Annotated in this window: 28 protein-coding genes and 1 pseudogene; 17 read left to right on the top strand and 12 right to left on the bottom strand. The window is 46.2% G+C overall.

Going from position 1 to position 23,967, the window contains the following annotated elements; all coding sequences use genetic code 11:
* Positions 1 to 42: 42 nt before the first annotated feature.
* A complete protein-coding gene (locus LNN34_RS16605) occupies positions 43 to 231 on the bottom strand; it encodes a hypothetical protein (protein WP_229043866.1) in 189 nt (62 codons plus the stop codon).
* Between the two features lie 106 nt (positions 232 to 337).
* Between LNN34_RS16605 and LNN34_RS16600 the strand changes: the two genes are divergently transcribed.
* Both LNN34_RS16600 and LNN34_RS16595 read left to right on the top strand, forming a co-directional pair.
* A complete protein-coding gene (locus tag LNN34_RS16600; RefSeq protein ID WP_229043864.1) occupies positions 338 to 565 on the top strand; it encodes a hypothetical protein in 228 nt (75 codons plus the stop codon).
* Entirely contained in the window at positions 558 to 770 is a 213-nt protein-coding gene (locus LNN34_RS16595) for a transcriptional regulator (RefSeq protein WP_229043862.1), read from the top strand. Before LNN34_RS16600 ends, LNN34_RS16595 begins: the two co-directional genes overlap by 8 nt.
* A 76-nt stretch (positions 771 to 846) precedes the next feature.
* Here the strand turns inward: LNN34_RS16595 and LNN34_RS16590 are convergent, their stop codons facing one another.
* The gene (locus tag LNN34_RS16590; protein ID WP_229043860.1) at positions 847 to 1,509 is read right to left on the bottom strand and encodes a hypothetical protein; all 663 of its coding nucleotides are present in this window, start codon (positions 1,507 to 1,509) and stop codon (positions 847 to 849) included.
* A 362-nt stretch (positions 1,510 to 1,871) separates the two neighbouring features.
* Here LNN34_RS16590 and LNN34_RS16585 point away from each other — a divergent pair.
* The 3 genes and pseudogenes from LNN34_RS16585 to LNN34_RS16575 form a co-directional block, all read left to right on the top strand.
* A pseudogene (locus LNN34_RS16585) lies at positions 1,872 to 2,369 on the top strand (molybdopterin cofactor-binding domain-containing protein); the annotation flags it as partial.
* Positions 2,360 to 2,911 carry a xanthine dehydrogenase subunit E gene (pucE, locus tag LNN34_RS16580; RefSeq protein ID WP_229043857.1) on the top strand — a complete coding sequence of 184 codons (552 nt, stop codon included), beginning with the start codon at positions 2,360 to 2,362 and terminating at the stop codon, positions 2,909 to 2,911. The pseudogene LNN34_RS16585 and the gene pucE, both read left to right, overlap by 10 nt.
* Before the next feature lie 398 nt (positions 2,912 to 3,309).
* Positions 3,310 to 3,465: a hypothetical protein gene (locus LNN34_RS16575; protein ID WP_229043855.1), complete on the top strand. Its 156-nt coding sequence runs from the start codon at positions 3,310 to 3,312 to the stop codon at positions 3,463 to 3,465.
* A gap of 43 nt (positions 3,466 to 3,508) precedes the next feature.
* Here the strand turns inward: LNN34_RS16575 and LNN34_RS16570 are convergent, their stop codons facing one another.
* The 6 genes from LNN34_RS16570 to pucR form a co-directional block, all read right to left on the bottom strand.
* Positions 3,509 to 3,586, bottom strand: a complete 78-nt coding sequence (locus LNN34_RS16570; protein WP_082687850.1) for a YjcZ family sporulation protein — start codon at positions 3,584 to 3,586, stop codon at positions 3,509 to 3,511.
* Between the two features lie 282 nt (positions 3,587 to 3,868).
* On the bottom strand, positions 3,869 to 4,222 hold the full coding sequence (gene uraH, locus LNN34_RS16565; RefSeq protein ID WP_229043853.1) for a hydroxyisourate hydrolase: 354 nt from the start codon (positions 4,220 to 4,222) through the stop codon (positions 3,869 to 3,871).
* A complete protein-coding gene (gene pucL / locus LNN34_RS16560; protein ID WP_229043851.1) occupies positions 4,222 to 5,706 on the bottom strand; it encodes a factor-independent urate hydroxylase in 1,485 nt (494 codons plus the stop codon). The genes uraH and pucL overlap by 1 nt, the downstream gene beginning before the upstream one ends.
* Positions 5,707 to 5,719: 13 nt before the next feature.
* Positions 5,720 to 7,012, bottom strand: coding sequence for a nucleobase:cation symporter-2 family protein (locus LNN34_RS16555; RefSeq protein ID WP_229043849.1), 1,293 nt, complete (start codon positions 7,010 to 7,012; stop codon positions 5,720 to 5,722).
* Positions 7,013 to 7,018: 6 nt separating this feature from the next.
* On the bottom strand, positions 7,019 to 8,314 hold the full coding sequence (locus LNN34_RS16550) for a nucleobase:cation symporter-2 family protein (RefSeq protein ID WP_267476735.1): 1,296 nt from the start codon (positions 8,312 to 8,314) through the stop codon (positions 7,019 to 7,021).
* Positions 8,315 to 8,514: 200 nt separating this feature from the next.
* Positions 8,515 to 10,110 (bottom strand): purine catabolism transcriptional regulator PucR, encoded by a 1,596-nt coding sequence (pucR, locus tag LNN34_RS16545; RefSeq protein WP_229043845.1) that lies wholly within the window; start codon positions 10,108 to 10,110, stop codon positions 8,515 to 8,517.
* Between the two features lie 180 nt (positions 10,111 to 10,290).
* Between pucR and LNN34_RS16540 the strand changes: the two genes are divergently transcribed.
* Positions 10,291 to 11,634 (top strand): allantoinase, encoded by a 1,344-nt coding sequence (locus tag LNN34_RS16540; RefSeq protein WP_229043843.1) that lies wholly within the window; start codon positions 10,291 to 10,293, stop codon positions 11,632 to 11,634.
* 20 nt (positions 11,635 to 11,654) lie between these two features.
* Here LNN34_RS16540 and LNN34_RS16535 read toward each other — a convergent pair whose 3' ends face one another.
* Positions 11,655 to 12,923, bottom strand: a complete 1,269-nt coding sequence (locus tag LNN34_RS16535) for a glycosyltransferase (protein WP_229043841.1) — start codon at positions 12,921 to 12,923, stop codon at positions 11,655 to 11,657.
* A gap of 109 nt (positions 12,924 to 13,032) precedes the next feature.
* Here LNN34_RS16535 and LNN34_RS16530 point away from each other — a divergent pair, with 109 nt between their 5' ends.
* The 6 genes from LNN34_RS16530 to yunB all read left to right on the top strand — a co-directional run bounded on the left by LNN34_RS16530 (position 13,033) and on the right by yunB (position 17,723).
* Entirely contained in the window at positions 13,033 to 13,380 is a 348-nt protein-coding gene (locus tag LNN34_RS16530; RefSeq protein ID WP_024122739.1) for a hypothetical protein, read from the top strand.
* A 37-nt stretch (positions 13,381 to 13,417) separates the two neighbouring features.
* A complete protein-coding gene (locus tag LNN34_RS16525; RefSeq protein ID WP_059353728.1) occupies positions 13,418 to 14,266 on the top strand; it encodes a DUF72 domain-containing protein in 849 nt (282 codons plus the stop codon).
* 17 nt (positions 14,267 to 14,283) lie between these two features.
* The gene (locus LNN34_RS16520) at positions 14,284 to 15,105 is read left to right on the top strand and encodes a sulfite exporter TauE/SafE family protein (RefSeq protein ID WP_229043839.1); all 822 of its coding nucleotides are present in this window, start codon (positions 14,284 to 14,286) and stop codon (positions 15,103 to 15,105) included.
* A 20-nt stretch (positions 15,106 to 15,125) separates the two neighbouring features.
* Entirely contained in the window at positions 15,126 to 16,514 is a 1,389-nt protein-coding gene (locus LNN34_RS16515; protein WP_229043837.1) for a bifunctional metallophosphatase/5'-nucleotidase, read from the top strand.
* 64 nt (positions 16,515 to 16,578) lie between these two features.
* Positions 16,579 to 16,884, top strand: coding sequence for a YunC family protein (locus LNN34_RS16510; RefSeq protein ID WP_010331750.1), 306 nt, complete (start codon positions 16,579 to 16,581; stop codon positions 16,882 to 16,884).
* A gap of 71 nt (positions 16,885 to 16,955) precedes the next feature.
* The gene (yunB, locus tag LNN34_RS16505) at positions 16,956 to 17,723 is read left to right on the top strand and encodes a sporulation protein YunB (RefSeq protein WP_229043835.1); all 768 of its coding nucleotides are present in this window, start codon (positions 16,956 to 16,958) and stop codon (positions 17,721 to 17,723) included.
* 27 nt (positions 17,724 to 17,750) lie between these two features.
* On the opposite strand, the gene lytH is transcribed toward yunB, so the two are convergent.
* A complete protein-coding gene (lytH, locus tag LNN34_RS16500; RefSeq protein WP_229043833.1) occupies positions 17,751 to 18,731 on the bottom strand; it encodes an L-Ala--D-Glu endopeptidase in 981 nt (326 codons plus the stop codon).
* Positions 18,732 to 18,968: 237 nt separating this feature from the next.
* Here lytH and lipA point away from each other — a divergent pair, with 237 nt between their 5' ends.
* On the top strand, positions 18,969 to 19,865 hold the full coding sequence (lipA, locus tag LNN34_RS16495; RefSeq protein WP_010331747.1) for a lipoyl synthase: 897 nt from the start codon (positions 18,969 to 18,971) through the stop codon (positions 19,863 to 19,865).
* Between the two features lie 15 nt (positions 19,866 to 19,880).
* Here lipA and LNN34_RS16490 read toward each other — a convergent pair whose 3' ends face one another.
* Positions 19,881 to 20,510 carry a YhcN/YlaJ family sporulation lipoprotein gene (locus LNN34_RS16490; RefSeq protein WP_229043831.1) on the bottom strand — a complete coding sequence of 210 codons (630 nt, stop codon included), beginning with the start codon at positions 20,508 to 20,510 and terminating at the stop codon, positions 19,881 to 19,883.
* A gap of 112 nt (positions 20,511 to 20,622) precedes the next feature.
* Between LNN34_RS16490 and LNN34_RS16485 the strand changes: the two genes are divergently transcribed.
* From LNN34_RS16485 to nucF, 3 genes are read left to right on the top strand one after another with little or no spacing between them, the layout of a single operon-like run.
* Entirely contained in the window at positions 20,623 to 20,898 is a 276-nt protein-coding gene (locus LNN34_RS16485) for a YutD family protein (RefSeq protein ID WP_003228682.1), read from the top strand.
* A 24-nt stretch (positions 20,899 to 20,922) separates the two neighbouring features.
* Positions 20,923 to 21,357 carry a DUF86 domain-containing protein gene (locus LNN34_RS16480; RefSeq protein WP_044158997.1) on the top strand — a complete coding sequence of 145 codons (435 nt, stop codon included), beginning with the start codon at positions 20,923 to 20,925 and terminating at the stop codon, positions 21,355 to 21,357.
* Positions 21,358 to 21,386: 29 nt separating this feature from the next.
* On the top strand, positions 21,387 to 22,160 hold the full coding sequence (gene nucF / locus LNN34_RS16475; RefSeq protein WP_229043829.1) for a 5' nucleotidase NucF: 774 nt from the start codon (positions 21,387 to 21,389) through the stop codon (positions 22,158 to 22,160).
* A gap of 23 nt (positions 22,161 to 22,183) precedes the next feature.
* Here the strand turns inward: nucF and LNN34_RS16470 are convergent, their stop codons facing one another.
* Positions 22,184 to 22,684, bottom strand: coding sequence for a phosphatidylglycerophosphatase A (locus tag LNN34_RS16470; RefSeq protein ID WP_024122730.1), 501 nt, complete (start codon positions 22,682 to 22,684; stop codon positions 22,184 to 22,186).
* Between the two features lie 153 nt (positions 22,685 to 22,837).
* Here LNN34_RS16470 and yutH point away from each other — a divergent pair, with 153 nt between their 5' ends.
* On the top strand, positions 22,838 to 23,851 hold the full coding sequence (gene yutH / locus LNN34_RS16465) for a spore coat putative kinase YutH (protein WP_059292705.1): 1,014 nt from the start codon (positions 22,838 to 22,840) through the stop codon (positions 23,849 to 23,851).
* The last annotated feature ends 116 nt before the right edge of the window (positions 23,852 to 23,967 follow it).

Genomic DNA, 23,967 nt, shown 5'->3' with positions numbered 1-23,967 from the left:
TAATATTATCCTGTTAAACCCCATCTTTTTAAGGTGGGGTTTTTACACAATCCATTTATTCTTTTTCTTATCCCATTTTAACAAACGCTGCCTCATAAGATTTTTAACGGCTTCCCGTATAGCTCGTTCATCCTTCCCAGTTTTTCTCTTCAATTGATCCAACGAAGGATTTTTTCCTAAATGGGTCATATTAAAAATAATCCGATACAGTTTTTGTTCAAAATCGTTCAATTCAATTGCCTCCTTGAGTAAATAATACCAGAACAAACATTCGTTTTTCAACTTGAAATAGAACTAATGTTCGTATAAAATAATGGTAGAGAAGGAGGAGGAACGCATGGAATCGATTTTGAAACGTTCGTTAACTGAGAAAACAGCATTAGATATGATTTATATAAGAAACGACGGTCTTATCACAAAACGATCAATAATTGTTCGGCAAATCAATCAGAGTTATATAAGGGCATTTTGTTTTAATAGCCGTCAAACAAAGACGTTTACAATCGAAAACATTCTGGCTGTTTCTCCTGCAGCATATAAAAGAGGGGTCAAGAATTATGCGTAAAATTACAGAGAGACAATATGAAACGCTCCAAGTTATCGAAAAATACATTAACGAAAAGGGGTTTGCTCCTACATATAGAGAATTGATGAATATGTTAGGGTTAACCTCACCAAGTACAGTGAAAGGGCTGTTAGATGCTCTGAAAAGAAAGGAATATGTAACTTGGGAAGCGGGGTCACCAAGAACATTAAAAATTATTAAATAAAGAACCCATCGTCATAGATGGGTTCTTTTGGTTATAAATTTAAAAGGAGGTTTTGTGTGGATTGATTAACTTTACATTATTGCATTACTCTTAGTACAGCGAACCCAGCAGTATCAATATCCATTCTCAGTACATAGCTCCTTGTATAGTAGTCAGCTATGTTCCCGAAAGCATACAACGTAAACTGTCCACTTGTTTCTGTGATCCCCATTTTAGGGCTTGTAGCATTCTTTCGAATGATACGGCTGGACTGTTTATCGTTTTTAGCGAATGTACCTTGGAAACCATGGTAAGCTCTTCTTACAGTTAAGCTTCTTCCTTCATGTTTAATATCTGCTTTGACAGAAATGTTGGCATTTGCTGTGACATAGAAGTATTGTTTTCTTAAAGTGTATGTTTTGTATGTGGCTTGGATGTCGGCGTCACTTTGGGTGAGGTTCTTAGGAAGATTTTCTTTTGATGTAGGAGTTATTTCTAGGGAGTAGACAATTCGGCTGCCGTCATCAAATTTAACTTCGAGAGATTGTCCATCTTTGAATTGGAGTTTTTCTGGATCTTGTCCTAATTCTTTTAGTTTTTTCACTTCGAGTTCTGTGTCCATCGCTTGAGACGTAGCAAGTTTGGCTTGCATAGCATTTGATGGGGTGTGGACTTGTGGTGTTTCTGACGCTGATGCTGGTGCAACAGGGACCAATAACAAAGCGGCGAGACTAGGCATTAATAAGGATCGTTTTTTCACTCTTTCCTACCTCTTTCCTATTTGAAGTTTGATACATTCGTAGTATACTTGAAAAAATAGGGAAATCATAGGGTTTATTGTAAAATAAAAGAAAAATAGGAGGAATTTACTATGGCGACTTTAGGTATCATTATTCCGATTATTGTTTGGTTAGGTATCATTTATTTAATTGTTAGATGGTTCTTGAAAAGAAGAAAGAACAAAATTTAACCATAGTAAATCCTTTTTTGCTCCAAGATGTTTGTATGGATGTTATTCGCCACCACAAGGTGGCAGGAAAGGCTGCCTCGAACATTAAAACTTACAGAGAGAGCTTATCAAATTTGATAGGCTCTTTTTTGTGTTTTAAAAAAGTAATGCCTTTCAAAACAACAGGAGATCCTGTGGTCGGCGGCCATTTTCTCTACTCATTTGGAGCGGCTGCAGTTGAGGTGGAGGTTGATCTATTAACAGGCGATGTCAAAGTGATAGATTGTGAGCACGCCATTGCGGCAGGCCCGGTTGTCAGTCCGCAGGGCTATCGCGGACAAATCGAAGGCGGCGCTGTTATGGCGCTCGGCTATACGCTGATGGAGGAAGCAAAAATGACGGACGGCCGTTACATGGTGGAGAATTTGGATCAGTATGTCATTCCGGGAATCAAAGATGTTCCGGCAATGAAACTGACCGCGATAGAAGAGCTGATGGATGGTGACTCATATGGCCCGCGCGGTGTCGGAGAAATAGGAACGATCGCCATTACCCCGGCGATTGTAAAGGCGGTACATGATGCCGTCGGCTGCTGGGTGAACAAGCTGCCGATTTCGCGTGAAGAGCTGCTTGATGCGATAGACAGAAAGGGGATAAAACAATGGACGTAAAAGAAGCAGGATCTTTCTTTGTAAAAAAGCATCGGTTCCGAATGACCGTGAATGGAATAGCGCGGGAGGTTGATGCGGTTCCTACAGCTCGCTTGAGTGACCTTCTGCGGACGGAATTCGAGCTGACCGGAACTAAAATTTCCTGCGGAATCGGCCGTTGCGGTGCATGTTCTGTCCTGCTCGACGGCAAGCTCGCCAATGCGTGTATGACCATGGCATACCAAGCAGACGGCCATTCGATCACAACCATTGAGGGGCTTCAAAAAGAAGAACTGGATATCTGCCAAACCGCTTTCCTGGTAGAAGGCGGCTTCCAATGCGGATATTGCACACCAGGGATGACGATTGCGCTCAGAGCTCTGTTTCAGGAAAACCCGCAACCTACTGACGAAGATATTGAAGAAGGGCTGGCGGGCAATTTGTGCCGGTGTACCGGTTATGGAGGGATTATGCGGTCGGCTTGCAGGATTAGAAAAGAGTTAGCAAGTGGAAAAGGGAGTCATTGGACTTTTCCCGCAGCTACGGCAAAGCACCGGGTTTAAAAAGTTAAGCAAATCGATAAAGCTTTAGAGAATGGCCTGGATGAACTTCAATGACAGATCGTGAAGATGAAATACCTCTTCTCCCTTTACTTTTTGCCTAGTTGTGTTTCATACTAGAAATGGGTAATATTACAAATTAAGGAAAGAGGGAGAGATGATGAATAACTTAAATTGGTGGAAAATACTTTTACTAACCTTTCTTTGTTCCCTGATTTTTTCTGTCGTCTTTGTCACTGTTCAACGGATTGACTTAATACTCAATCCACCGGAAGTACCTGTTAAATCGATTGAAAAAATAAGATAATTCATTTGGAGAAAAGGGAATGAAAATATTTTTTTGTTGTGCGGAAGAAATCGATCCGAAAGAAACTAACAAATCCGTTAACAAGCGTTTCTGAATGGCGGGATTAATTGAAGAGCGAGATCAAGACGCGGCCGCGTTGTGGGAAAACATCACGCTCTCATCTCATATTGTAATGGAGGACGAGGATTTGCAGCGAGTGTTATATTTCCCTGCTCAAAACCTTGTCGCTATAGCAAAACAAACGCCATAAAGAATTCTTATGGCGTCTGACGGATATGGGGTAAGGTGAGTTCTTAATAGCCACCGAAGAAAGAAGTGCCAACAATGATTAATAGGATGAATAGCACCACGATCAAAGGGAATGACTTCATAACTTCACCTCCCTTAAAAGAGGTTAGTGCATGATATGCTGATGGAGATAAATTGATAGTGATGCTAGTTTAATTGATTTTAAATATTTTTTAGTCTAAGTAGAAATAGAGAACGTTAAATTAAATATTTAAACACAAACTCAAACTCTCAAATACGAGGTTCGGGGGTGGCATAAATCGCAGGAACCTTCTCACAATAGGGAGGGTCTTTTATTTATGCAGTGATCCACTCAACCCCTAAACATGTGCGGAGCCCGCCTCACCAGCGGGCGGGCTCTTTTCTTAACTCCCTCTATATACCTGATAACCAAACGGTGACAGCAAAAGCGGGATATGATAATCAGCTTCCGGATCAGAAAGATGGAAACGAACTGTTACAATCGTTAAAAACACCTCAGCCGTGTTCGCTTTCTTTTCCGCAAAGTAATCCCCTGCATGGAACTCCATCACATACTCCCCGGACTTCAGCTCTTCTCCCGCAAGGAGCGGAGCGTCGACTCGGCCGTCTTCATTCGTAAAAGCCTCTTTGACAAGGGGAAGGCTTTCACCTTCGCCCAGCCGCTTCAATTCGATTTTTACGTTAGCCGCGGGTTTGCCGCAGGTTAAATCCAAGATATGCGTTGTCAGCTTCCCCATCAGGCATTCAGGCTCCCTAATGCTTCCCCGGCTTTCCGTTTTTCTTTCTCGGCGTCTTCTCTCGTCACGGTGAAGCGCTGGAAACCGAATGGCGGGCGCGGTTCTGTGTAGACTTTTCCTTTTGTGCCCGGAATCTCTTCGACGACTGTATCCCATGTGTGATTTTGAGATTGGAAGCTGACATCCGCGAGCTGCGGGAATCTCGTTAATATTCTGCATCCGATATGATAGATTAAGTTTTGAATGGAAGGCGTTTTGAGCTCGTGAAATACAGTGCTCGCTAAGTCACGGACCTGTTCAGCCGCCACGTAACGGGCTGGATCGGCGGCGTATGCATCATCCGCATGTTCGTAACGCCAGCTGATGTTTAAATAGACAAAGAGCGGCCGATTGCTATCTTCAGGGAGAGTCGTATATTCGTCTCTGATAAAGCCGACAAAGGAGTTTCCGCTCACTTTGACAAGCTGGAGATCCGTGATTTCGCTGTATTGCTCCTTCAGCGTTATCGTATCCCCAGTTCGTTCTGCTTTCAGCACCGACCGAGCGCGTTCATTGCGTGATCTTCTGAAGACAAGCTGGCTTGTGCCGAGCTCTTGATCGTCGTATGCAGGCATCGCTTCAAACGGAATGTCTTCGCCTGTCAGCGTGATCGTGTCCATATGTGAATAGGTGTCAAAAAATCTGTGAGCCACATAATGCAAGAAGCCTTCGGAAGTTGTTCCCTCATAGGAAGCGAGGTTGCGCTGAATAAAGTTTTTCATCGAATCCGTAGCCACGATGAGTGTATTATCTCCGTCTGTAAATGACGGCAAAAAGGCATCTCCGCCAATTTCACATGTCACATCAATGCCGACAACTGTATTGGTTCTGCCCGTAAAAGAAGACTCTGGGATTTTCTTTATGCCTGTGAGCGGCTTTAAAAACGTTCGGTATGCAAACACATTTCCTTTGCCGTAAGACATGGTTCTTTTCATTTGAATCTCTCCTTTTTCTGTAATGATGTCCTCTAAACGAAAGCGGGCGATGCGGTATATTTCTTCAAGAGCCTGCTGGAATTCTGTTTCTGGTTTGTTCTTCAGCCTTGTCAGCAGGGTTTGGCGGATCTCCTGTTTCGTTTTTTCCTTTACCGCTAAAATAAAAGGAAAACCGAAGTTGTGATAGTAGTCTTCATTTCGTTTGAGAAATTCCTCGTATTCGTGCTGTTCAAGCTGACTGAGTCCTGCGTTTTGCTGCTCTTTTACGGAGGAAGCGCTCATTGTTTTCTTGGTGCCGAGCCGGGGGTGTTTGCAGATGAGCTCAAGCTGTGTCTTGCGATCCGCAGCTTTGACTAAGCGGGACATTTTTTGATGCAAATCAGAAAGGGAGGAAAATGGGCGGAGTGCCGCGGCCTCCTCCGCAATCCATGCAGAGTGCTCGAAAATAGATCCAAGTGTGTCAGTCAGTGTTTGTCTATCCATTTGATTCAGGTCGTCAATCGTGAACATGAGCCATCACCCTTTACGTATTGATTTCCGCGCCATGGGGCCGTTTGAATTGATAAAAAGCGTTCAATGCGATCGCGGTTAAGCTGCCAATGACAATGCCGCTTCCAGTCAACACGGAAGCTGCTCCCGGAAGAGATGAAAACAAAGCGGGCACCGTCGTGGCGCCAAGCCCTAAGCTGACAGAAGAAGCAATGATCAGGAGATTGCTTTGTGATTCAAAATCGACGCCGGAAAGCATTTTAATACCGTAAGAAATGACCATGCCGAACATGACAATCATCGCGCCGCCGAGCACTGCATTCGGGATCACGGTCGTCAATGCCGCGGCTTTTGGAATCAGACCGACTGCCATCAGCATAAATCCCGTGATGGCGATGACATTGACACTTTTCATTTTTGAAAGCTGAACGATGCCGACATTTTGCGAGAAGGCTGTATACGGAAACGCGTTAAATAAGCCGCCAAGCACAATCGCAAGCCCTTCCGCACGGTAGCCTTTCTCAAGATCTTTCTCTGTTAGTTTCCGGTTTGTCATATCGGAAAGAGCAAAGTAAACACCCGTTGATTCAACAAGGCTGACAATCGCAACCAATAGCATGGTGAGAATGGCAGGCAGCTCAAAGGTTGGCGTGCCGAAATAAAATATAGAAGGAACATGAACCCAGGGCGCCTCCGCGACCTCAGAAAAATCGACTTTTCCCATAAAGAAAGCGGCTGCCGTTCCAGCTGCAAGGCCGAGCAAAATCGCAATGGAGCGGATAAACCCTTTAAAGAAATAAAACAGCACTAAAATAAAGGCTGTAACGGCAAAGCCAAGGAGCACGTTGCCTAGTGAGCCGAAGTCTTTGCTGCCTTCACCGCCGGCCAGGTTATTCATCGCCGTCGGAATCAGGCTGATGCCGATAATCATAACGACTGAGCCGGTTACGACCGGCGGGAAAAAACGGACAAGCTTCCCGAAGAAGCCCGCGGCTAAAACGACAATCAGCCCGGCTGCGATAATCGAACCGTAAATCGCTGAGACACCGTATGTGCTGCCAATAGAAATCATCGGGCCGACTGCAGTAAACGTACAGCCGAGCACAACAGGAAGGCCGATGCCGAAATAACGGTTTTTCCAGAGCTGTAACAGAGTCGCCGCCCCGCACATAAACAAATCAATGGCAATTAAATACGTCAGCTGGCCCGCATTCAGCCTGATCGCAGCTCCGACGATCAGAGGGACGAGAATGGCTCCCGCGTACATCGCCAGCATATGCTGAAGCCCAAGCATCAAAAGCTGAAAGGAATGATGCTTTTCCTTCATCTCTATTTACACCTCTTTTTCTAAAACAAGTGTGTTTTCTAATACCGGCAGTTCTTCCTTCTGAACGTTTTTTTTCTTTCTGGCGCGCAAACTGAAGAATAGGTTTAAAAAGATCGCGGTCAGGCTTCCTGTGATAATGCCGTCACTGACCAGAATGCGGATCGGAGCGGGAAACGCTGCGAAAATCGCCGGCACTGTGCTGGCGCCGATGCCGAGTGCGATTGAGCAGGCGATGGTCAGCAGATGATATTGGTTTTTCAGATCCACTGTACTGAGCATTTTTACTCCGGAGGCGATAACCATGCCGAACATGACAACGGTTGCGCCGCCGAGCACAGCCGCGGGAACGGAGGAAGCAAGAGCGGCAACCTTAGGAATCAGCCCGAGGAAAAGAAGGATACAGCCCGCGGTGACGACGACATTTCTCGTTTTCACCTTTGTCAGCTGCAATAATCCGGCGTTTTGTGCAAATGTATTATAGGGAAAGGCGTTGAACAGCCCGCCTATCATAATGGCGATCCCCTCCGCCCGATAGCCTTTGACCAGATCTTTTTCGGTTAGGGGCCGGCCGCATATCTTTCCGATGGCGTAAAAAACGCCGGTTGATTCAACGATAATGACAATTCCTACGATCAGCATCGTGATGATCGGACCGATTTCAAAAGATGGAGCGCCGAAGTAAAACGGCTTCGGGATTTGAAAGAATGGGGCTTCAGATACAGATGAAAAGCTGACCTTGCCCATGACGGCAGCCGCCGCAGTACCCGCAGCAATCCCGATTAGAACGGAAAGCGTTCGGGCAAACCCTTTGAGAAAGCGGTTGAGGACTAAGATCAGGATAAGGACGCTGACAGAAAGAAGAAGGTTTTCGAGAGAACCGTACTCGGGATTGGCGCTGCCGTTTGCTTTTTCTCCGCCAGCCATATTTTTCACACCTGTCGGAACAAGAGAAAGACCAATCAAGGTGACAACAGTTCCTGTTACGACAGGAGGGAATAACATGGTCAGCTTGCCGAAGAAACGGGCACATAAGAAGATCAAGACACCGGCTGCAATGATTGAACCGTAAATCGCTGAAATGCCGTAATTTGTACCAATTGCAATCATCGGGGTGACGGCCACGAACGAGCTGCCGAGCATGACGGGAAGGCCGATGCCGATGTGCGTTCCTCGCCAGGTTTGCAAAAGCGTCGCGGCTCCGCATGTTAACAGGTCAATCGCCAATAGATAGGACAGCTGTTCCGACGTTACATTCAGCGCTCTGCCGACAAGCAGAGGCACCAAAATCGCACCTGCGTACATGGCCAGCACATGCTGCAGGCCAAGAGTGAACACTGCAAACGGTTTTTGTTTCACAACAGTCCCTCCTTTTACATGTGAACTTTAGTAACATGATAGCGTGCCGTTTGCGGGCTGTCATTGGATACAGTAGCTGAAAAATAGGAGCGTTATTGCTGAAAGTAACGAAAAGCCATTTCGTTTGTAACATAATGTGACAAGTGCTAGCTAATCAGCCGCTGCATCCGCAAGGCAAGCCGCAACCGCATTGTCGTTTCGGGATCTTTTAAGCTTTTGCCCAGTAATTCTTCACATTTTTCGAGGCGGTAGATGACCGTATTGCGATGCACGTACAAGCGTTTTGCCGTCTCGGAAATCTGGCAGTGTGTCTCTAGATAGACAGACAGTGTATGAAGCAGGCTTTGATCCTCCTGCTGCTTTTCAGCCAGGCTTTGAAGAGTGGAATTGTAAAATTTCTTCAAATCCTCCACCGGGAGCAGGCGGAGAAGCTCAGGTACATCTTTCGCGTGATACACTTGGATGAACTCCGTGCTTCTTGATAAATGCCCTGATTGGAGAGCGTCAGACGCTTCTGTGAAAGCGTCCGGAACATCGATCAGCTTTTGGCAAATGTTGCTGATGCCAAAGGACAATGTCCGTTTAAATTGGGTTTTGACCTGTGTCTGGAACTGCTCTAAAAAGCTGATCACAGAGGCGTGCATTTCACTCCAGCTGTCTGTCGCCTCGATCAGCAGAATGCCGACATTTCCTTTAATAAAGAGGTGAGGCGGAAACGGGAAGGCAGACAATTCGCCTTCAAGAAATTCAAATACGCTGTCAGAGGCCAGCTGATTTTCAGTAAAGCTGATCGATCTGTCATTCCGGTCGAGCTTTCCGGCGATGCACATATATTTTTGATCCCAGCGGAGTTTAAATTCTTTTGCGCGGTTTTTGATTTCGTCGTCAGAAGAGAACGATCGCTCGATAAAATTACTGAAAAACTCATTCCGCGCCCGCCGGCTGTATTGCTTCAGGGCGTTTTCCTTCAGCAGCTCAAAGGAAATCACGTTCGCAGCCTGTTCAATGGTGAGAATCAATCCTTTATCAGCGGCTTGGACCATTTCCGGTATCAGCAGGTAGCCGCAGCTTTTTTCGTGATTATAGATAGGAAGGACAGAATATGTTTTCTGATTTGAGATCGAAGAGAAACAAGTGAAAAATGGCCCGGACACGGTGTGCAGCGTGCTTTTGAGCTTTTCGGTTTCAAATGACATCTGATGAGATGCAGAAAGCATTTTGGCATGCTGGTCAAGGAGCAGCACGGGAAGATGAAGGAGGTCTGATACCTTTTTGAGCAGAGATTGCAATCCCTTGCCGCTCATAATGTGGTTTGTGAATTTTTTATGTGCGTAAATGGCTTGCTGAAGCTCGTTTGAACGCATATCAAGAATATGGCTCAGCGTGGCGTTGACAATGTCTCCGAGGCGTATATGCTCAGGGAGCTCGATGATCGGAAACGCGTGTGAATCGGCGAGGTCAATGATTTCTTTCGGGATATCCTCCAGGTACCGCTTTGTTTTAATGCCAAGACCGGCACAGCCGCGTTTTGCCATTTGCCGAATCAGCTCTGATAACTGGTGAGGATTGTCCTTCAGGTGATACGCGGTGGTGACGAGCAGCTCGTCTTTATGCAAAAAATCCGCGATATCAGGAGCATCCATCATGTTGACATGCTGAACCTCTCTTTCTCCCCCTGCTTTTCCCGCAATTAAAACTGCATTTTCGTAAGCTGGTATTTTCATCACATCAAAAATATTCATAGCTCATTCTCCTTTTCTCACAAAAAGTAACCATTGGTTAAGATGAATAAATTTCATTATTAATTCTAGCTGTTTTGCTGATGTAATACGATCATAGTAACAGTAAAATGTTGAAAATAGACTGATTGTGTTACATAAACTGACATAAAAATTCATCATCCTTACAGGGGAGGGATCAGTATGGCTTACGATTTGGTGATAACAGGAGCTAAGGCAGTCACGCCGGATGGTGTTAGAGAAGCTGATATTGCAATGAAAAACGGGACTATTGCCAAGATCGGTTCTGCAATTGAAGCAGAGGGGGCACCAGTTGTGGAGGCTAGCGGGCAATATGTTTTTCCGGGGTCGATCGATTGTCATGTTCATTTCAACGAACCGGGCAGAGAGGATTGGGAAGGGTTTGAAACGGGCTCACAGATGATGGCTGCAGGCGGCTGCACCACTTATTTTGATATGCCGCTGAACTGCATTCCATCCACGGTGACGGCTGAAAACCTTCTCGCAAAAGCTGAAATCGGCAGGCGAAAATCGGCGGTGGATTTTGCGTTATGGGGCGGCCTTGTGCCCGGTCATATTGATGACATACATCCGATGGCTGAAGCGGGTGCGATAGGATTTAAAGCATTTTTATCAAAATCAGGCACAGAGGAGTTTCGCTCTGTTGATGAACGGACCTTGCTCAAAGGCATGAAAGAAATCGCGGCCGCAGGAAAAATCCTTGCTCTTCACGCAGAAAGCGATGCGATCACAAGCTTTTTGCAGATGGAATGGGCGAATAAAGGGGAAGTGTATGCGGATGCATACGCGGCCTCCCGCCCGGAGGAAGCCGAAGCTGAAGCGGTGTATCGCACGATTCAGTATGCGAAGGTGACGGGCTGTCCGGTTCATTTTGTCCATATCAGCACGGCGAAAGCGGTCCGGCTGATCAGAGAGGCGAAACGGGAAGGGCTTGATGTTTCGGTCGAAACATGCCCGCATTATGTCTTGTTCAGCCATGACGATTTACGGGAAAAGGGCTCTGTCGCAAAATGCGCCCCTCCGCTCAGATCGCAGCCATCAAAAGAGGCGTTAATTGATACGCTGATTGCGGGAGATGTTGACATGGTGTCCTCGGACCACTCCCCCTGCCGTCCTTCTCTGAAGCGGGAGGATAATATGTTTTTGTCATGGGGCGGAATCAGCGGCGGGCAGTTTACTTTATTGGCCATGCTTGAATTGGCCCTTGAGCGGGACATTCCATTTGAAACCATTGCTGAATGGACAGCGGGGGCACCCGCGAAGCGATTCGGCCTTCAGCAAAAAGGGCGGCTTGAAGAGGGGCGGGACGCGGATCTCGTACTCGTCAGCATGGAGCCATACACAGTCACAACAGAAACAATGTTTGCAAAACATAAGCAGAGCATTTATGAAGGACATACTTTCCCCTGCCGCATCTCGGCCACCTACAGCAGAGGACGGTGCGTGTACAGTGATGGGGAGAAAGCAGACAGCGGAATTGAGGGAGCGCTGGTCGTTCCATTGTAAAAAAACCAACCCGGCATATATTATTTTGCCGGGGTTTTTTTCTCTAGTTTTTCTTCAATAAAATCCGCAGTGTGTCTTACTCCATCTTCTTTGCCGATAAGAGAGGCAGCTTCAGCTGCACGTTGCGAATATGTGTGGTTTGAAATTAGTTCATTTATCCTGGAAACGAAGGCTTCGACTGACATATCCCTTTCTTTCAGAGGGGGAGCAGCCACTCCGATGTCTCGCATTTTTCTTGCCCAAAAAGGCTGATCCCCAGAGAATGGGCATATCACCATAGGTATGCCGGCCTTCAATGCCGCGGCCGTTGTCCCAGCCCCTCCATGATGAATGACAGCTCGTGATTGAGGGAAAATCCAGCTGTGAGGAATGGAGCCGGTTGTAAATATATGAGGTGAATCTGTCGTCTGTTTAATTCCGCTCCAGCCCGTCAGCAAAATGGCACGCTGCCCGGTTTTTTTGAATGCTTGCTGAAGTATGTTCAGAATGTCATCCGGGTTTCGTAATGGCATACTGCTAAAGCTAACGGTAAAAGGAGGCGGCCCCGCTTCTAAAAAATGCAGTAGCTCAGGTGGAGGGGTCCAGTCACCTTCGTCTAAAAACCAGAATCCCTTCATTGAAACACGTCCTTCCCATTGTTGGTCAAAGGGAATGATGGAAGGGCTGCATCCATACAGAACAGGAATATGCTTTCCATTCAGTACGGAATCATCCTTAAAAACAGAACGTTTATCAGCCAGGCTGAGTGTCTCATCTCTCCACTTGTTAATCAGCGAAAAAAACGCTGCGGTCAATAATCGATTGATTTTAAAACTGGTCCTGTTAAGCATTCCGCTCCGCATGGCGAATGGCAAGACAGGGTTAGTAAAATGGCGGGTAGGGGCTATAACAGGAACGGGGTGAGCGATAAAGGCAGAGATATGCAGGGCTTCGGCAATATCATATCCGCCCAATACTTTAGGATGATAAATGATTGCATCAGCATCTTTAGAGGCTGCCCATATATCGTCTAACATTTCCTCCATCATTGGGTAAATAACGGTCTTCACTTGTCTGATAATTGATATAGGATTCCCTTTCAGCATGTTTTTTCCTTCTTCTGATTGTGTCAAATTTGCGTAATCGGCTCTAATGGCTGAAAAGGAGAGCCTGTTTTTCACCGCTAGATCCTTGAACGCGTCTTCAGTGCAAATGGTCACATGATGACCGCGTCTGGATAATTCTTTTCCCAATGCGATAAAGGGCTGTACATCCCCCCTCGTACCGATCGTAAGCAGGTTGATTTTCATGATTCGCCTCCATAATGTCATTCATTACCACTAATTTATCATACATAAGCCTAGATCAGTTTTTAAAATGGAATCAACGTGGTATCTTTTTTTAAAGGAGGCGAAGGAAGTGGAACACATCAAACACATACTAAACCAATCATGGTCGCTGCATACGAGTTCCAAATGGACGAAAGAATGCCCGGCATGCGGCCAATGCGGCGTGACGGCATTGGTGATACAGGAGCAATTCGGGGGCGACATTTTCAAAACAAAGGTCGGTGGGAGCTGGCATTTTTATAACAGCATAAATGGGGCTGTGTATGACTTTACGAGTGAACAGTTTCAGGAGCCTATTGAGTACCAAAATATCCCTTCCTCAAGAGAGGAGGCGTTTTTGGATACCAATGAGGAACAATATCAGCATCTGCGCTCAGCGTTTTTCCGCAATATGAACAGCATTTCCGAGGAAACCTGAAAACGCGTGTGATAAACTGGAAGAGAGGTGAATGATTGTGATTTATATCGGACTGACGGGATGGGGGGATCATGACAGCATTTATCCGCCGAAAACGGCCAGCCAGAAAAAATTGCAGGCCTATTCCTCCCATTTTCCGATCGTGGAATTAGACGCGAGCTTTTACGCGATTCAGCCGGCGCGCAACAATGAAAAGTGGGTGAAGGAAACACCGGAAACCTTCCAATTTATCATGAAAGCGTATCAGGGCATGACGGGGCATCAGCGCGGCGACATTCCGTTTGACTCCAAAGAGGAGATGTTTGATGCTTTTAAGCTGTCCTTAACGCCATATTTACATAGCAATAAGCTCGCCATGGTGCTGTTTCAATTTCCGCCGTGGTTTGACTGCAAGAAAGAAAATGTCGCTTATTTAAGATGGTGCAAAAATCAGATGGGCGATATTCCTTGCGCGCTTGAGTTCAGAAACCGCTCCTGGTTTTCGCCGCCATTTTATGAGCAGACGCTTTCCTTTATGAAAGCGGAAGGCTGGATTCACAGCGTATGTGACGAACCGCAAATCGGCGAGGGAAGCGTCCCGACTGTGTTGCGGGCGACCGATGAAAACAAAACGCTCGTCAGGTTTCACGGACGCAATAAGCAGGGCTGGATGAAGCCCGATGGCGGGAAAAACTGGCGTGAGGTCAGATATTTATACCGCTATAACAAACAGGAGCTGGAAGACTGGAAAAAGCATCTGAACGAATTGCAGCAGCAAAGTAAAGAGGTATTTGTCCTGTTCAACAACAATTCCGGCGGAGACGCCGCGGATAACGGCAAGCAGATGCTTGAACTGCTTGATATCGAGTACTCCGGACTTTCTCCGAGACAGCTCGATTTATTTTAGAAAAGAGGTTTTGATTGATGTCGTTTGTGATTTTGGCCGTACTGGGATTCATCGCAGGTACGGTGGGAAGTCTGATTGGGCTTGGCGGCGGAATTGTCATCGTGCCGTCTCTGATGTTTTTAAGCACAGTGACGCCGCTGTTTCAGAATGTGACGCCGCAGATCGCGATTGGAACTTCGCTTCTGGTCATTATTTTTACGGGTCTTTCCTCAACTTTAGCTTATATTAAATATAAAACGGTTGATTATAAAAGCGGGCTCATTTTCTTTATCGGTTCAGGTCCCGGCAGCATTATTGGGGCATACGTGTCAAAGCTTTTTAATTCAAACTCGTTTTCCATTTGGTTTGGCATATTTATGATTCTTATTTCATTATCCTTAATGCTGAAAGCGAAGGCGCGGCCGGTAAACAAAGAGCACAGAGGAATAATAAGGACTTTTCAGGATGATGCCGGAGAGCCCTATACTTACTCGTATCAGGCGTCTGTCGGGATTGCCATCGCCTTTGTTGTCGGCTTTTTAGGCGGGCTCTTTGGAATAGGCGGCGGCTCGCTGATGGTTCCGGCCATGATGCTGTTATTTCTGTTCCCGCCAAAGGTTGCGGTGGCAACGTCCATGTTCATTATTTTCCTGTCCTCTATGACAGGGTCTGTTTCACATATCATGTCCGGGCATGTGAATTGGCTGTACGCCCTCGCGCTTGTGCCCGGCGCTTGGTTCGGCGGAAGGCTTGGCGCCGCCATCAACCGAAAAATGCAGACGAAAACAATCGTCATGATCATGCGGATCGTATTAATTTTGATCGGCTGCCAGCTCATTTATGAAGGCATTTTCAGCTGAACGATTAGGGAGAGAATGGTATGAAAGAGAAGCTCCGCTTATATCACACAAATGATTTGCACAGCCATTTTGAAAATTGGCCCAAAATAACAGATTATATTGAGCAAAAAAGAAAAGAACATCAGCTGCACAGCGAAGAGACGCTCGTTTTTGATATTGGTGATCATATTGATCGTTTTCATTTTGTGACAGAGGCGACATTCGGAAAAGCCAATGTAGACCTCTTAAACCGTCTTCAAATTGATGGAGCGGCTATCGGCAATAACGAGGGGATTACGCTTCCTCATGAAGAGCTTGCTTCTTTATATGATCATGCCGAGTTTCCCGTTATCGTCTCTAATCTGTATGACAAAAACGGAAACCGCCCGTCCTGGGCAGTTCCTTACCATATCAAAACATTGAGAAACGGTATGACCATCGCTTTGTTAGGTGTAACGGTACCGTATTATCCCGTCTATGACAAGCTGGAATGGACTGTTACTGATGCGCTCGAAAGTATAAAAGAAACCATACAGGAAGTGAAAGGACAGGCTGATATCATCGTTCTCCTGTCGCATTTGGGAATTCTTGACGACCAAGCGGTTGCTGAAGCGGTTCCGGAGATTGACGTTATCCTCGAGTCTCATACTCACCATCTGCTTGAAAATGGACAGATGGTCAACGGCGTATTGCTTGCCAGCGCTGAGAAATACGGAAACTATGTCGGCTGTGTAGACATCACGATGGACACTGAAAAGCGAAAAATCATCAGCAAAACAGCGTCTGTTCAAAACATGGCGGAATGGACAGGGGAATCGCCGGAAACCAAAGCATTTCTCGAGGAAAAAGAACGTGAAGCCGAGAGGAAGCTGTCCGTTGCCGTTGCGGAGCTTGCGCAAGATGCTGAGGTCAAGTGGTTTGAAGAATCCGATCTGCCTTTACTTCTGGCATATGCGTTAAAGGAATGGTGCGGAGCCGACATCAGCATGGTGAATTCCGGCGTCATCCTCGGACCGCTTAAAGCCGGCCCGGTGACCAAGCTTGACCTGCACCGCATCTGCCCTCACCCCATCAACCCGGTTACTGTCCGCCTGACGGGAGAGGAACTGAAGGAAACGATTGTTCATGCCGCTTCGGAACAGATGGAGCAGCTTCGAATTAAAGGATTGGGCTTCCGGGGAGAAGTGATGGGAAAAATGGTGTACGCGGGTGTCGATGTCGAAACAAAACGGCTGGACGATGGGATGACGCACGTCACCCGGATTACGCTGAACGGAGATGACATAGATAAAAATAAACAATACGCTGTGGCCGTGCTTGACATGTTTACGCTCGGCAGGCTGTTTCCAATCATCCGCGACGCCGGGGTAAAAGAATATTTTATGCCGGAGTTTTTGCGGGATCTGCTTGCCTGGAAGCTTGCACAATAAGGAGGTCAGCCCACAACAAGCCGTGCCCTTCATCATAAAGTGATGAAGGAAGGGAGTGGTTGACGTGGTAAATCTGACACCGATTATGATAGAAGGACAGCCTTTTACAGCTGTGACAGTAAAGCTTCCAAAAACAAATTTCATGGCAGTCTCCAATGATCACGGATACATTATGTGCGGCGCGCTTGATGTGGCGCTGCTGAATGAAAAATTAAAGGAGCGTGGAATTGTGGCGGGACGGGCGGTTGGTGTGCGAACAATTGACCAGCTGTTAGACGCCCCTTTAGAATCCGTCACATATGCCGCAGAAGATCTTGGCATTCATGCCGGCATGAGCGGCAGAGAAGCGCTCTTAAAAATGGTGAAATAAAATAAATTGGCCCGGCTATTACTATGTCCCCCCTTACAAGCATACATTGTGATATGTAAGGGGGGATTTTCTTGCCAAGATATCGCGGCCCTCTTCGCAAGAGAGGACCTTTGCCTTTCCGGTACGTGCTGCTGCTGTCACTCGTATTTTTTATCATATCTACAACAGTCAGCCTTTGGATTATCAACGGCTCGATTAAACCGGTATTAATGAGCATCGGTGAAATGGAAACGAAGCGTGTGGCAACAGAGGTGATTCAGGATTCGATTGAGGATTATATGTCTGACAGCGAAAATATGAAAGATATGTTTCAAATGAATTCTGATGAAAACGGAAATTTAACGACAATCGATTTTAATACACAGATGATAAACAGTGTGAAAACAAAGGTGACAAAGCAGCTTCAGTCTCATCTGAAAGAGATGGAAACCCACACCGGACACAGCGGCGCCAGTGAAAATATTATGATCAACATCCCATTGGGACAGGTGACAGGAAACAGCCTTCTTGGAAACCTCGGCCCGAAAATCCCGGTCCGGTTTAATTTAATTGGTGACGCCTTTACAGACGTCAAAACAAAAATAAAGCCATATGGCATTAATAACGCACTTATTGATATCAGCATCTTCGTAGAAATTAAAGTGAAGGTCATCATCCCGTTCGCTAGCAAAACAGCCGTGGTCACCAATAATGTTCCTGTATCAATTAAAGCAGTGCAGGGCGAAGTGCCGCAATTTTATAACGGAAGCGGCGGTTCAGGTGTTACGCCTTCTGTCCAGCTTCCAAGCAGCAAAGAAGAAGACAGCCATGATTCAAAAAATGAAAAAAACAGCAAATAAAGCCGCCTTTTCATGAGGCGGCTTTCGTCATTTCTTTTTCTTGTACTCATAGCGCTCCCACGCTCTCAAATGTGGATAAGGATCAAACGACCATTCAGTTTTTCCATTATCCTTATACATGCCATAGTGCAGGTGCGGCGGGAATTTTCCGGCCGTGCCAGGCGGGCCGTATCCTGAGCTGCCCACTGACCCGATCACTTGGCCGGGCTCAACGATCTGCCCTGTTTTAATGCCCTTTGCAAACCCATTGAGATGGGCGAAATAATGATACGTATTGTTAATATCTCTGATGCCGATTCTCCATCCTCCAAAGCGGTTCCAGCCTTTCATTTCAATGACGCCGTAACAGGTGGATTTAACAGGAAGGCCATAGTGGGCAAAGAGATCTGTTCCTTCATGAATCCGCCTTCCCCCAAAGCCGCGGGCGTCTCCCCACGTGCTGCGGTAACTGTAATCCGTTCTGATCGGAAGCGGAAACACATGCTCGCCCAAATCAATATGACCGTAAGCCTTAAACAGCTTCATGAACTCGGATATGATTCCCACCGTTTGATCACGGCGGTAATAGTCCCAGAGCCCGATGCGGATATTCTCCTCATCTGTGCCGTACGACAGCAGATATTGTGCGAATGTATACAGAATGTCTTCATCATTGCTGACCTCGGCTTTCCCGTCGCCGTCACCGTCCATTCCGATTCCGTCAAACACTTTTATGCTTAACGGCGCATCGTCTTTCGGGTTCGGGTTTTCTGGTCCGCTCCAGATCTCATCCGGTACATAGATGCTGATGATTCCCGTTTTGTCAGGCAGATCCTTTCTGTTGCTCCGCACATTCTCCTCGTATTGATCAACAGCGGCGAGCGCATACCAAGGAATCTGCGTTACAGCCTCGACTTTATGATATAATTCCATCCGTTTGGAAAGCACCGGATCTGAAAGCTCTTTTCCAGACGCATAAGGTTCAAATGCAAACAAAAGGAGAAGAAGGGCAGATAACACAACTTTCACAAAATAATCTCCTTTCAATATTGAATACACATAGTTTGCGGCAACCCGGCGAGAAAATGTCAGTAATCATCTTCCCTTGTCGAGAAATTTTTCCTATGTTAAAGTGTCTAAAGAAAAGACTTTCTTTAGTTAGAAAAACATTATTTTTGTTGCAGAAATGAAAAAACTGCACCTATCTCGTTTTCAGAATGTTTCGTGTCAGAAATTGAGTATATTGGATATTGGAGATGATGGGAATTGGCAAAGAAAGACGAACACCTCAGAAAGCCCGAATGGCTCAAAATCAAATTAAATACAAATGAAAATTATACAGGACTCAAAAAACTCATGCGGGAAAACAATCTGCACACCGTATGTGAAGAAGCAAAATGTCCGAATATTCATGAATGCTGGGCAGTGAGACGTACAGCGACATTTATGATCTTAGGATCTGTTTGTACGAGAGCGTGCCGTTTCTGCGCCGTCAAAACGGGCCTTCCGACTGAGCTTGACCTGCAAGAGCCGGAACGCGTAGCAGATTCCGTCGCTCTGATGAATCTGAAACACGCGGTTATCACAGCTGTTGCGCGTGATGACCAAAAAGACGGAGGTGCGGGTATTTTCGCGGAAACTGTCCGTGCAATCCGCAGAAAAAGCCCGTTCACAACAATTGAGGTGCTTCCGTCAGATATGGGCGGAAACTATGATAACTTAAAAACGTTAATGGATACGCGCCCTGACATCCTGAATCACAATATCGAAACGGTTCGCCGCCTGACGCCAAGAGTCCGCGCGCGCGCGACATACGACCGTTCATTGGAATTTTTGCGCCGCGCGAAAGAAATGCAGCCTGACATCCCGACAAAATCAAGCATCATGATCGGACTCGGTGAAACGAAAGAAGAAATTATCGAAGTGATGGACGACCTCTTGGCAAACAATGTTGATATTATGGCAATCGGCCAATACCTGCAGCCGTCGAAGAAGCACTTAAAAGTCCAAAAATATTATCACCCTGATGAATTTGCAGAATTGAAGGAAATCGCGATGCAAAAAGGCTTCAGCCACTGTGAAGCCGGTCCGCTTGTCCGTTCCTCCTACCATGCGGATGAACAGGTTAACGAAGCATCTAAAAAACGCCAAGCGCAAGCATAATGCCAAAACGCCAGATCATCTGGCGTTTTTGTCATTCCTATTCGTTTCCTTGTCCTGGCGTGTTTCTCCATTGGCATTTTCGTTTTCCGAGACAGGGCTTCCTTGCGGGGAGGTTTTCATTTCTTGTATTGTCCCCGATATGATGTCTCTGACATCTCTTGAACCGGAACCGAGATTGCTGTAATTTTTGATGGCCTGCATGTGATTCGGATTGTCGGAAATGTACACATGATAGTAACGCGGAATCACCGAAACCGCCGTTTTTTTCACTTGATCAGCTGTCAGCTCACGGTTTTTCGAATCGGTTTTGTACACGACAAGCGCTTCTTGGTCAGTGACAAGCGCTGCGGCATCTTGAATATGAGGGAGCTGAACCGTTAAGCTTGATATGATGTGAGCGGTTTCTTCACGGTCTGGCGCCGGTGTCTCCTGCTGTTCGCCGTCCAATTGTTCTTTTTGATAGCGGACATAACCAAACTGTTCATTCTCATCATGCCTGTTAAAAGCTTCATTGCGGTCAGATACATGAATGGGCCTGGTTTCATTTTGATGCTGGGCATTCTGTTCAGCGTTATTGAATCCTGCGCCTCCGCATCCGGATAAAAGCCCGGTCATCAGGCAGAGGCTGACAGCCGTTCGTTTCATTTGTAATCCCTCCTCATGTGTAGGGTAGCCAAATCACACGAATTATTCTTTAGCAATTGATGGGGACGGGGCAATGAATTATGATAGGAATGAGTGAAAAAGAGGTGAGATCATGATTCTTATTCAAAATGCCGAATTTGAGCTGGTGCACAATTTCAAAGACGGCTTCAACGAAGAGGCTTTTAAAGCCCGTTATTCCGATATTTTAAATAAATACGATTACATTGTGGGAGACTGGGGATACGGCCAGCTCAGGCTCAAGGGCTTCTTTGACGACCAGAATCAAAAGGCGACCTTTGAAACGAAAATCAGCACATTGGACGAATACATTTACGAATACTGTAATTTCGGCTGTGCGTATTTTGTCTTAAAACGGATCAGAAAATAACCATTACACAAAGGGGATGCTGTCATGTATTTTGTTGACAGAAACAAGATAGAGCATACACTCGGGTTCTTCGAGCGTCAGCTGGCGCTGTTTCATTCGCAAACAGACTGGAATTCCGAAATCGAGGGGCTCGCGCTTGAACGCATCGGCCACCTGTTAATCGAATGCATTCTCGATACAGGAAATGACATGATTGACGGTTTTATTATGCGGGACCCGGGCAGCTATGATGATATCATGGACATACTGGTTGATGAAAAAGTCGTAACGGAAGAAGAGGGAGCGGAGCTGAAGCAATTGATTGCGTACCGAAAAACATTGGTTCAGCAATACCAGCTCGCTGACAGTGCAGAGCTTTACAAGCTGATCACCGCGCATCTAGCGGTCCTTCAAGTCTTTCCGAAACGAATCAGAAGCTACTTGGAAACAGAGCTGGGCCCTGTTTCCGCGTTTAAATAACGACAGGAAAGCCACAGGAGTGTTTAAAAATGAAAACATATAAAGGATATCTAATTGATTTAGACGGAACGATGTACAACGGCACAGAAAAAATCGAGGAAGCGTGTGAATTTGTCAGAACGCTGAAAGACCGCGGCATTCCTTATCTTTTTGTGACAAACAACTCTTCCCGCACACCGAAGCAGGTGGCGGACAAGCTGGTCTCTTTTGACATTCCGGCAACAGAGGAGCAGGTCTTTACGACAAGCATGGCGACTGCCCAGCATATCGCACAGCAGAAAAAAGACGCGTCTGTGTATGTGATCGGGGAAGAAGGAATTCGCCAGGCGATTGAAGAAAACGGCCTGACCTTTGCAGAGGAAGATGCGGACTTTGTTGTTGTCGGAATTGACCGCGGGATTACATACGAAAAACTTGCCGTCGGCTGCCTCGCAATCAGAAATGGCGCCCGCTTTATTTCCACCAACGGTGACATTGCCATACCGACTGAAAGAGGCCTCCTGCCGGGCAACGGTTCACTGACCTCTGTGTTAACCGTATCCACAGGCGTGCAGCCGGTATTTATCGGCAAGCCGGAATCCATCATCATGGAGCAGGCGATGCGTGTTCTCGGCACTGACGTATCCGAGACACTTATGGTCGGCGACAACTACGCGACTGATATTATGGCAGGCATTAATGCAGGGATGGATACGCTGCTTGTCCACACAGGCGTAACGAAAAGAGAGCATATGACAGACGATATGGAAAAACCGACTCACGCTATTGATTCACTGACTGAGTGGATTCAGCATACAGAATAAAGGGCGCCCAAAAAGGGTGCCCTTTATTCTGTATGCCGCGCGCGGTGTGCGAGCCTGCTGGAGGCCGCAGCGGAAATTGCGCCGACAATGTCATCAAGAAATGTATGGCATTCGCCGGTTGATTTATCATTTAAACGGCCGAGGATACCGGGTTTTTCTTTGTCGATGTAGCCATAGTTCGTAAACCCGATGGACCCGTAAATATTCACGATGGAAAATGCCAGAACTTCATCTACTCCATATAGGCTTTCATCTATCTCCAGCATCGTTTGCAGCGGTTCAGACAGTTTTTTCTGCTCAGCAAGAACGTCCAATTCAATGCCCGTTAAAATCGCGTTTTGCACCTCACGCTTTGCGAGGACCCGATTCACATTCAACGTGCATTCATCCATGGTTAAATCCGGATGATATTTTTTCTGCAGAAAAAAGACAAGCTCGGCAATATCGGATACCTCAACGCCGCGCTCCTTCATCCGTTCTCTTGCTTTGGCTTCCATCTGACTGATTTGTTCTTTATCTGACATCAACTTCACCCAATCTTTTTTTACTAGTTTATACAAAACGTACGAGATGTTTACGACTTTTTCTTGCTCCTTCGCCGGATTAAAATATGTATTCATAATTCCGCCTGTGTATGACTACGATGTGATGAGCCCTAATTCAACAGGCAGGTGATCATTGTGAAAGGCACAATAAAAGAAAAATACGGCATTCATATCAGGCAGCTTTCAATGTATCAGCATACGTATCAATGCTTTCAAACACCGAATTCCTTCTTTTTGATTGTTCCCGTTTCCCATTTTTCAGATGAGGAGCTGGCGGAGCTTTATTACATGAGTCAGTATTTACAAGAACAAAGTGACCCATACGTTTCCGTTTTTATCTTTACAAAAGAAGGCGAGCTGACCTTTGAACATGAAGGAAAAACGTACGCCCTGCTGAAGGCGGCTCCTCCTTTTTCAAACCGGGCATTTTCCATAGGGACAGAACTGGCGGAGTTTCATCGAAAGGGCAGAGGATACCCGTACGAAGTCAAGGAGGCCGGAAGAATCGGGCAGTGGAAAGACCTGTGGGGAAAACGAATTGATCAGCTTGAAGCGTTTTGGCAGCGAAAGGTTCATACCCCTCCGCACGAGCCCTTTGATAAAAAAATGATTGAATCGTTTCCATATTATTTAGGACTGTCAGAAAACGCGATTCAATATTTAGTCGATACTGAGCTCGATGACAAACCGCAAGCGGCTGATTCAGGAACAATATGCCATCAGAGGATGGAAAGAAATACGTGGTCTTCTGAATCCCTAATCAGGATTCCGGCTGACTGGGTATTTGACCACGCTGCACGCGATTTAGCCGAATATATGAGACACACATTTTTGCATCATCGTGATGATTTTAACCGGCAGGGCTTTCGCTTTTTGCAGGAATACGAGCAAATCACACCGCTGTCTTCATTTTCGAAACGTCTTTTGTACAGCCGTCTCCTTTTTCCGCTTCATTATTATGAAATCGTGGAAGGCTACTATATTTCTTCAGAATCAGAAAAGCACTATTATGAAGAGCAGCTCGACTACATTCTCAGCGATTCGGGCTATGAACAATTTCTGAATGCCGCCCAGGAGTTTATGAACATGAGAGCGCAGAACATTTTTGTTCCCCCTGTCAGCTGGCTCGGAAAGGGCGGCTTGTAAGGAAGGAGAAAATCTGACAAAAATAATTAGAAAATAAAGAATCTTGTCATATCAATTGGTTAAGCGTTTGCATTCGCAAAATTCAGCAGATTGTTGTCTTGTCAAAACAGGAGTGG

The organism is Bacillus sp. AF23 (genome assembly GCF_020861455.1).
In the GTDB taxonomy this organism is placed as follows: domain Bacteria; phylum Bacillota; class Bacilli; order Bacillales; family Bacillaceae; genus Bacillus; species Bacillus halotolerans.
The sequence above is the reverse complement of the archived record's forward strand: the minus strand, read 5'-3'. Positions and strand labels throughout refer to the sequence as shown.

Bases quoted from the DNA above. Each gene is read 5' to 3' on its own strand.
- LNN34_RS16600 (WP_229043864.1), top strand. From the start codon at position 338: ATGGAATCGATTTTGAAACGTTCGTTAACTGAGAAAACAGCATTAGAT.
- LNN34_RS16595 (WP_229043862.1), top strand. From the start codon at position 558: ATGCGTAAAATTACAGAGAGACAATATGAAACGCTCCAAGTTATCGAA.
- pucE (WP_229043857.1), top strand. From the start codon at position 2,360: ATGGACGTAAAAGAAGCAGGATCTTTCTTTGTAAAAAAGCATCGGTTC.
- LNN34_RS16575 (WP_229043855.1), top strand. From the start codon at position 3,310: ATGGCGGGATTAATTGAAGAGCGAGATCAAGACGCGGCCGCGTTGTGG.
- LNN34_RS16570 (WP_082687850.1), bottom strand. From the start codon at position 3,586: ATGAAGTCATTCCCTTTGATCGTGGTGCTATTCATCCTATTAATCATT.
- uraH (WP_229043853.1), bottom strand. From the start codon at position 4,222: ATGGGGAAGCTGACAACGCATATCTTGGATTTAACCTGCGGCAAACCC.
- pucL (WP_229043851.1), bottom strand. From the start codon at position 5,706: ATGTTCACGATTGACGACCTGAATCAAATGGATAGACAAACACTGACT.
- LNN34_RS16555 (WP_229043849.1), bottom strand. From the start codon at position 7,012: ATGAAGGAAAAGCATCATTCCTTTCAGCTTTTGATGCTTGGGCTTCAG.
- LNN34_RS16550 (WP_267476735.1), bottom strand. From the start codon at position 8,314: ATGTACGCAGGTGCGATTTTGGTGCCTCTGCTTGTCGGCAGAGCGCTG.
- pucR (WP_229043845.1), bottom strand. From the start codon at position 10,110: ATGAATATTTTTGATGTGATGAAAATACCAGCTTACGAAAATGCAGTT.
- LNN34_RS16540 (WP_229043843.1), top strand. From the start codon at position 10,291: ATGGCTTACGATTTGGTGATAACAGGAGCTAAGGCAGTCACGCCGGAT.
- LNN34_RS16535 (WP_229043841.1), bottom strand. From the start codon at position 12,923: ATGAAAATCAACCTGCTTACGATCGGTACGAGGGGGGATGTACAGCCC.
- LNN34_RS16520 (WP_229043839.1), top strand. From the start codon at position 14,284: ATGTCGTTTGTGATTTTGGCCGTACTGGGATTCATCGCAGGTACGGTG.
- LNN34_RS16515 (WP_229043837.1), top strand. From the start codon at position 15,126: ATGAAAGAGAAGCTCCGCTTATATCACACAAATGATTTGCACAGCCAT.
- LNN34_RS16490 (WP_229043831.1), bottom strand. From the start codon at position 20,510: ATGAAACGAACGGCTGTCAGCCTCTGCCTGATGACCGGGCTTTTATCC.
- LNN34_RS16485 (WP_003228682.1), top strand. From the start codon at position 20,623: ATGATTCTTATTCAAAATGCCGAATTTGAGCTGGTGCACAATTTCAAA.
- LNN34_RS16480 (WP_044158997.1), top strand. From the start codon at position 20,923: ATGTATTTTGTTGACAGAAACAAGATAGAGCATACACTCGGGTTCTTC.
- nucF (WP_229043829.1), top strand. From the start codon at position 21,387: ATGAAAACATATAAAGGATATCTAATTGATTTAGACGGAACGATGTAC.
- LNN34_RS16470 (WP_024122730.1), bottom strand. From the start codon at position 22,684: ATGTCAGATAAAGAACAAATCAGTCAGATGGAAGCCAAAGCAAGAGAA.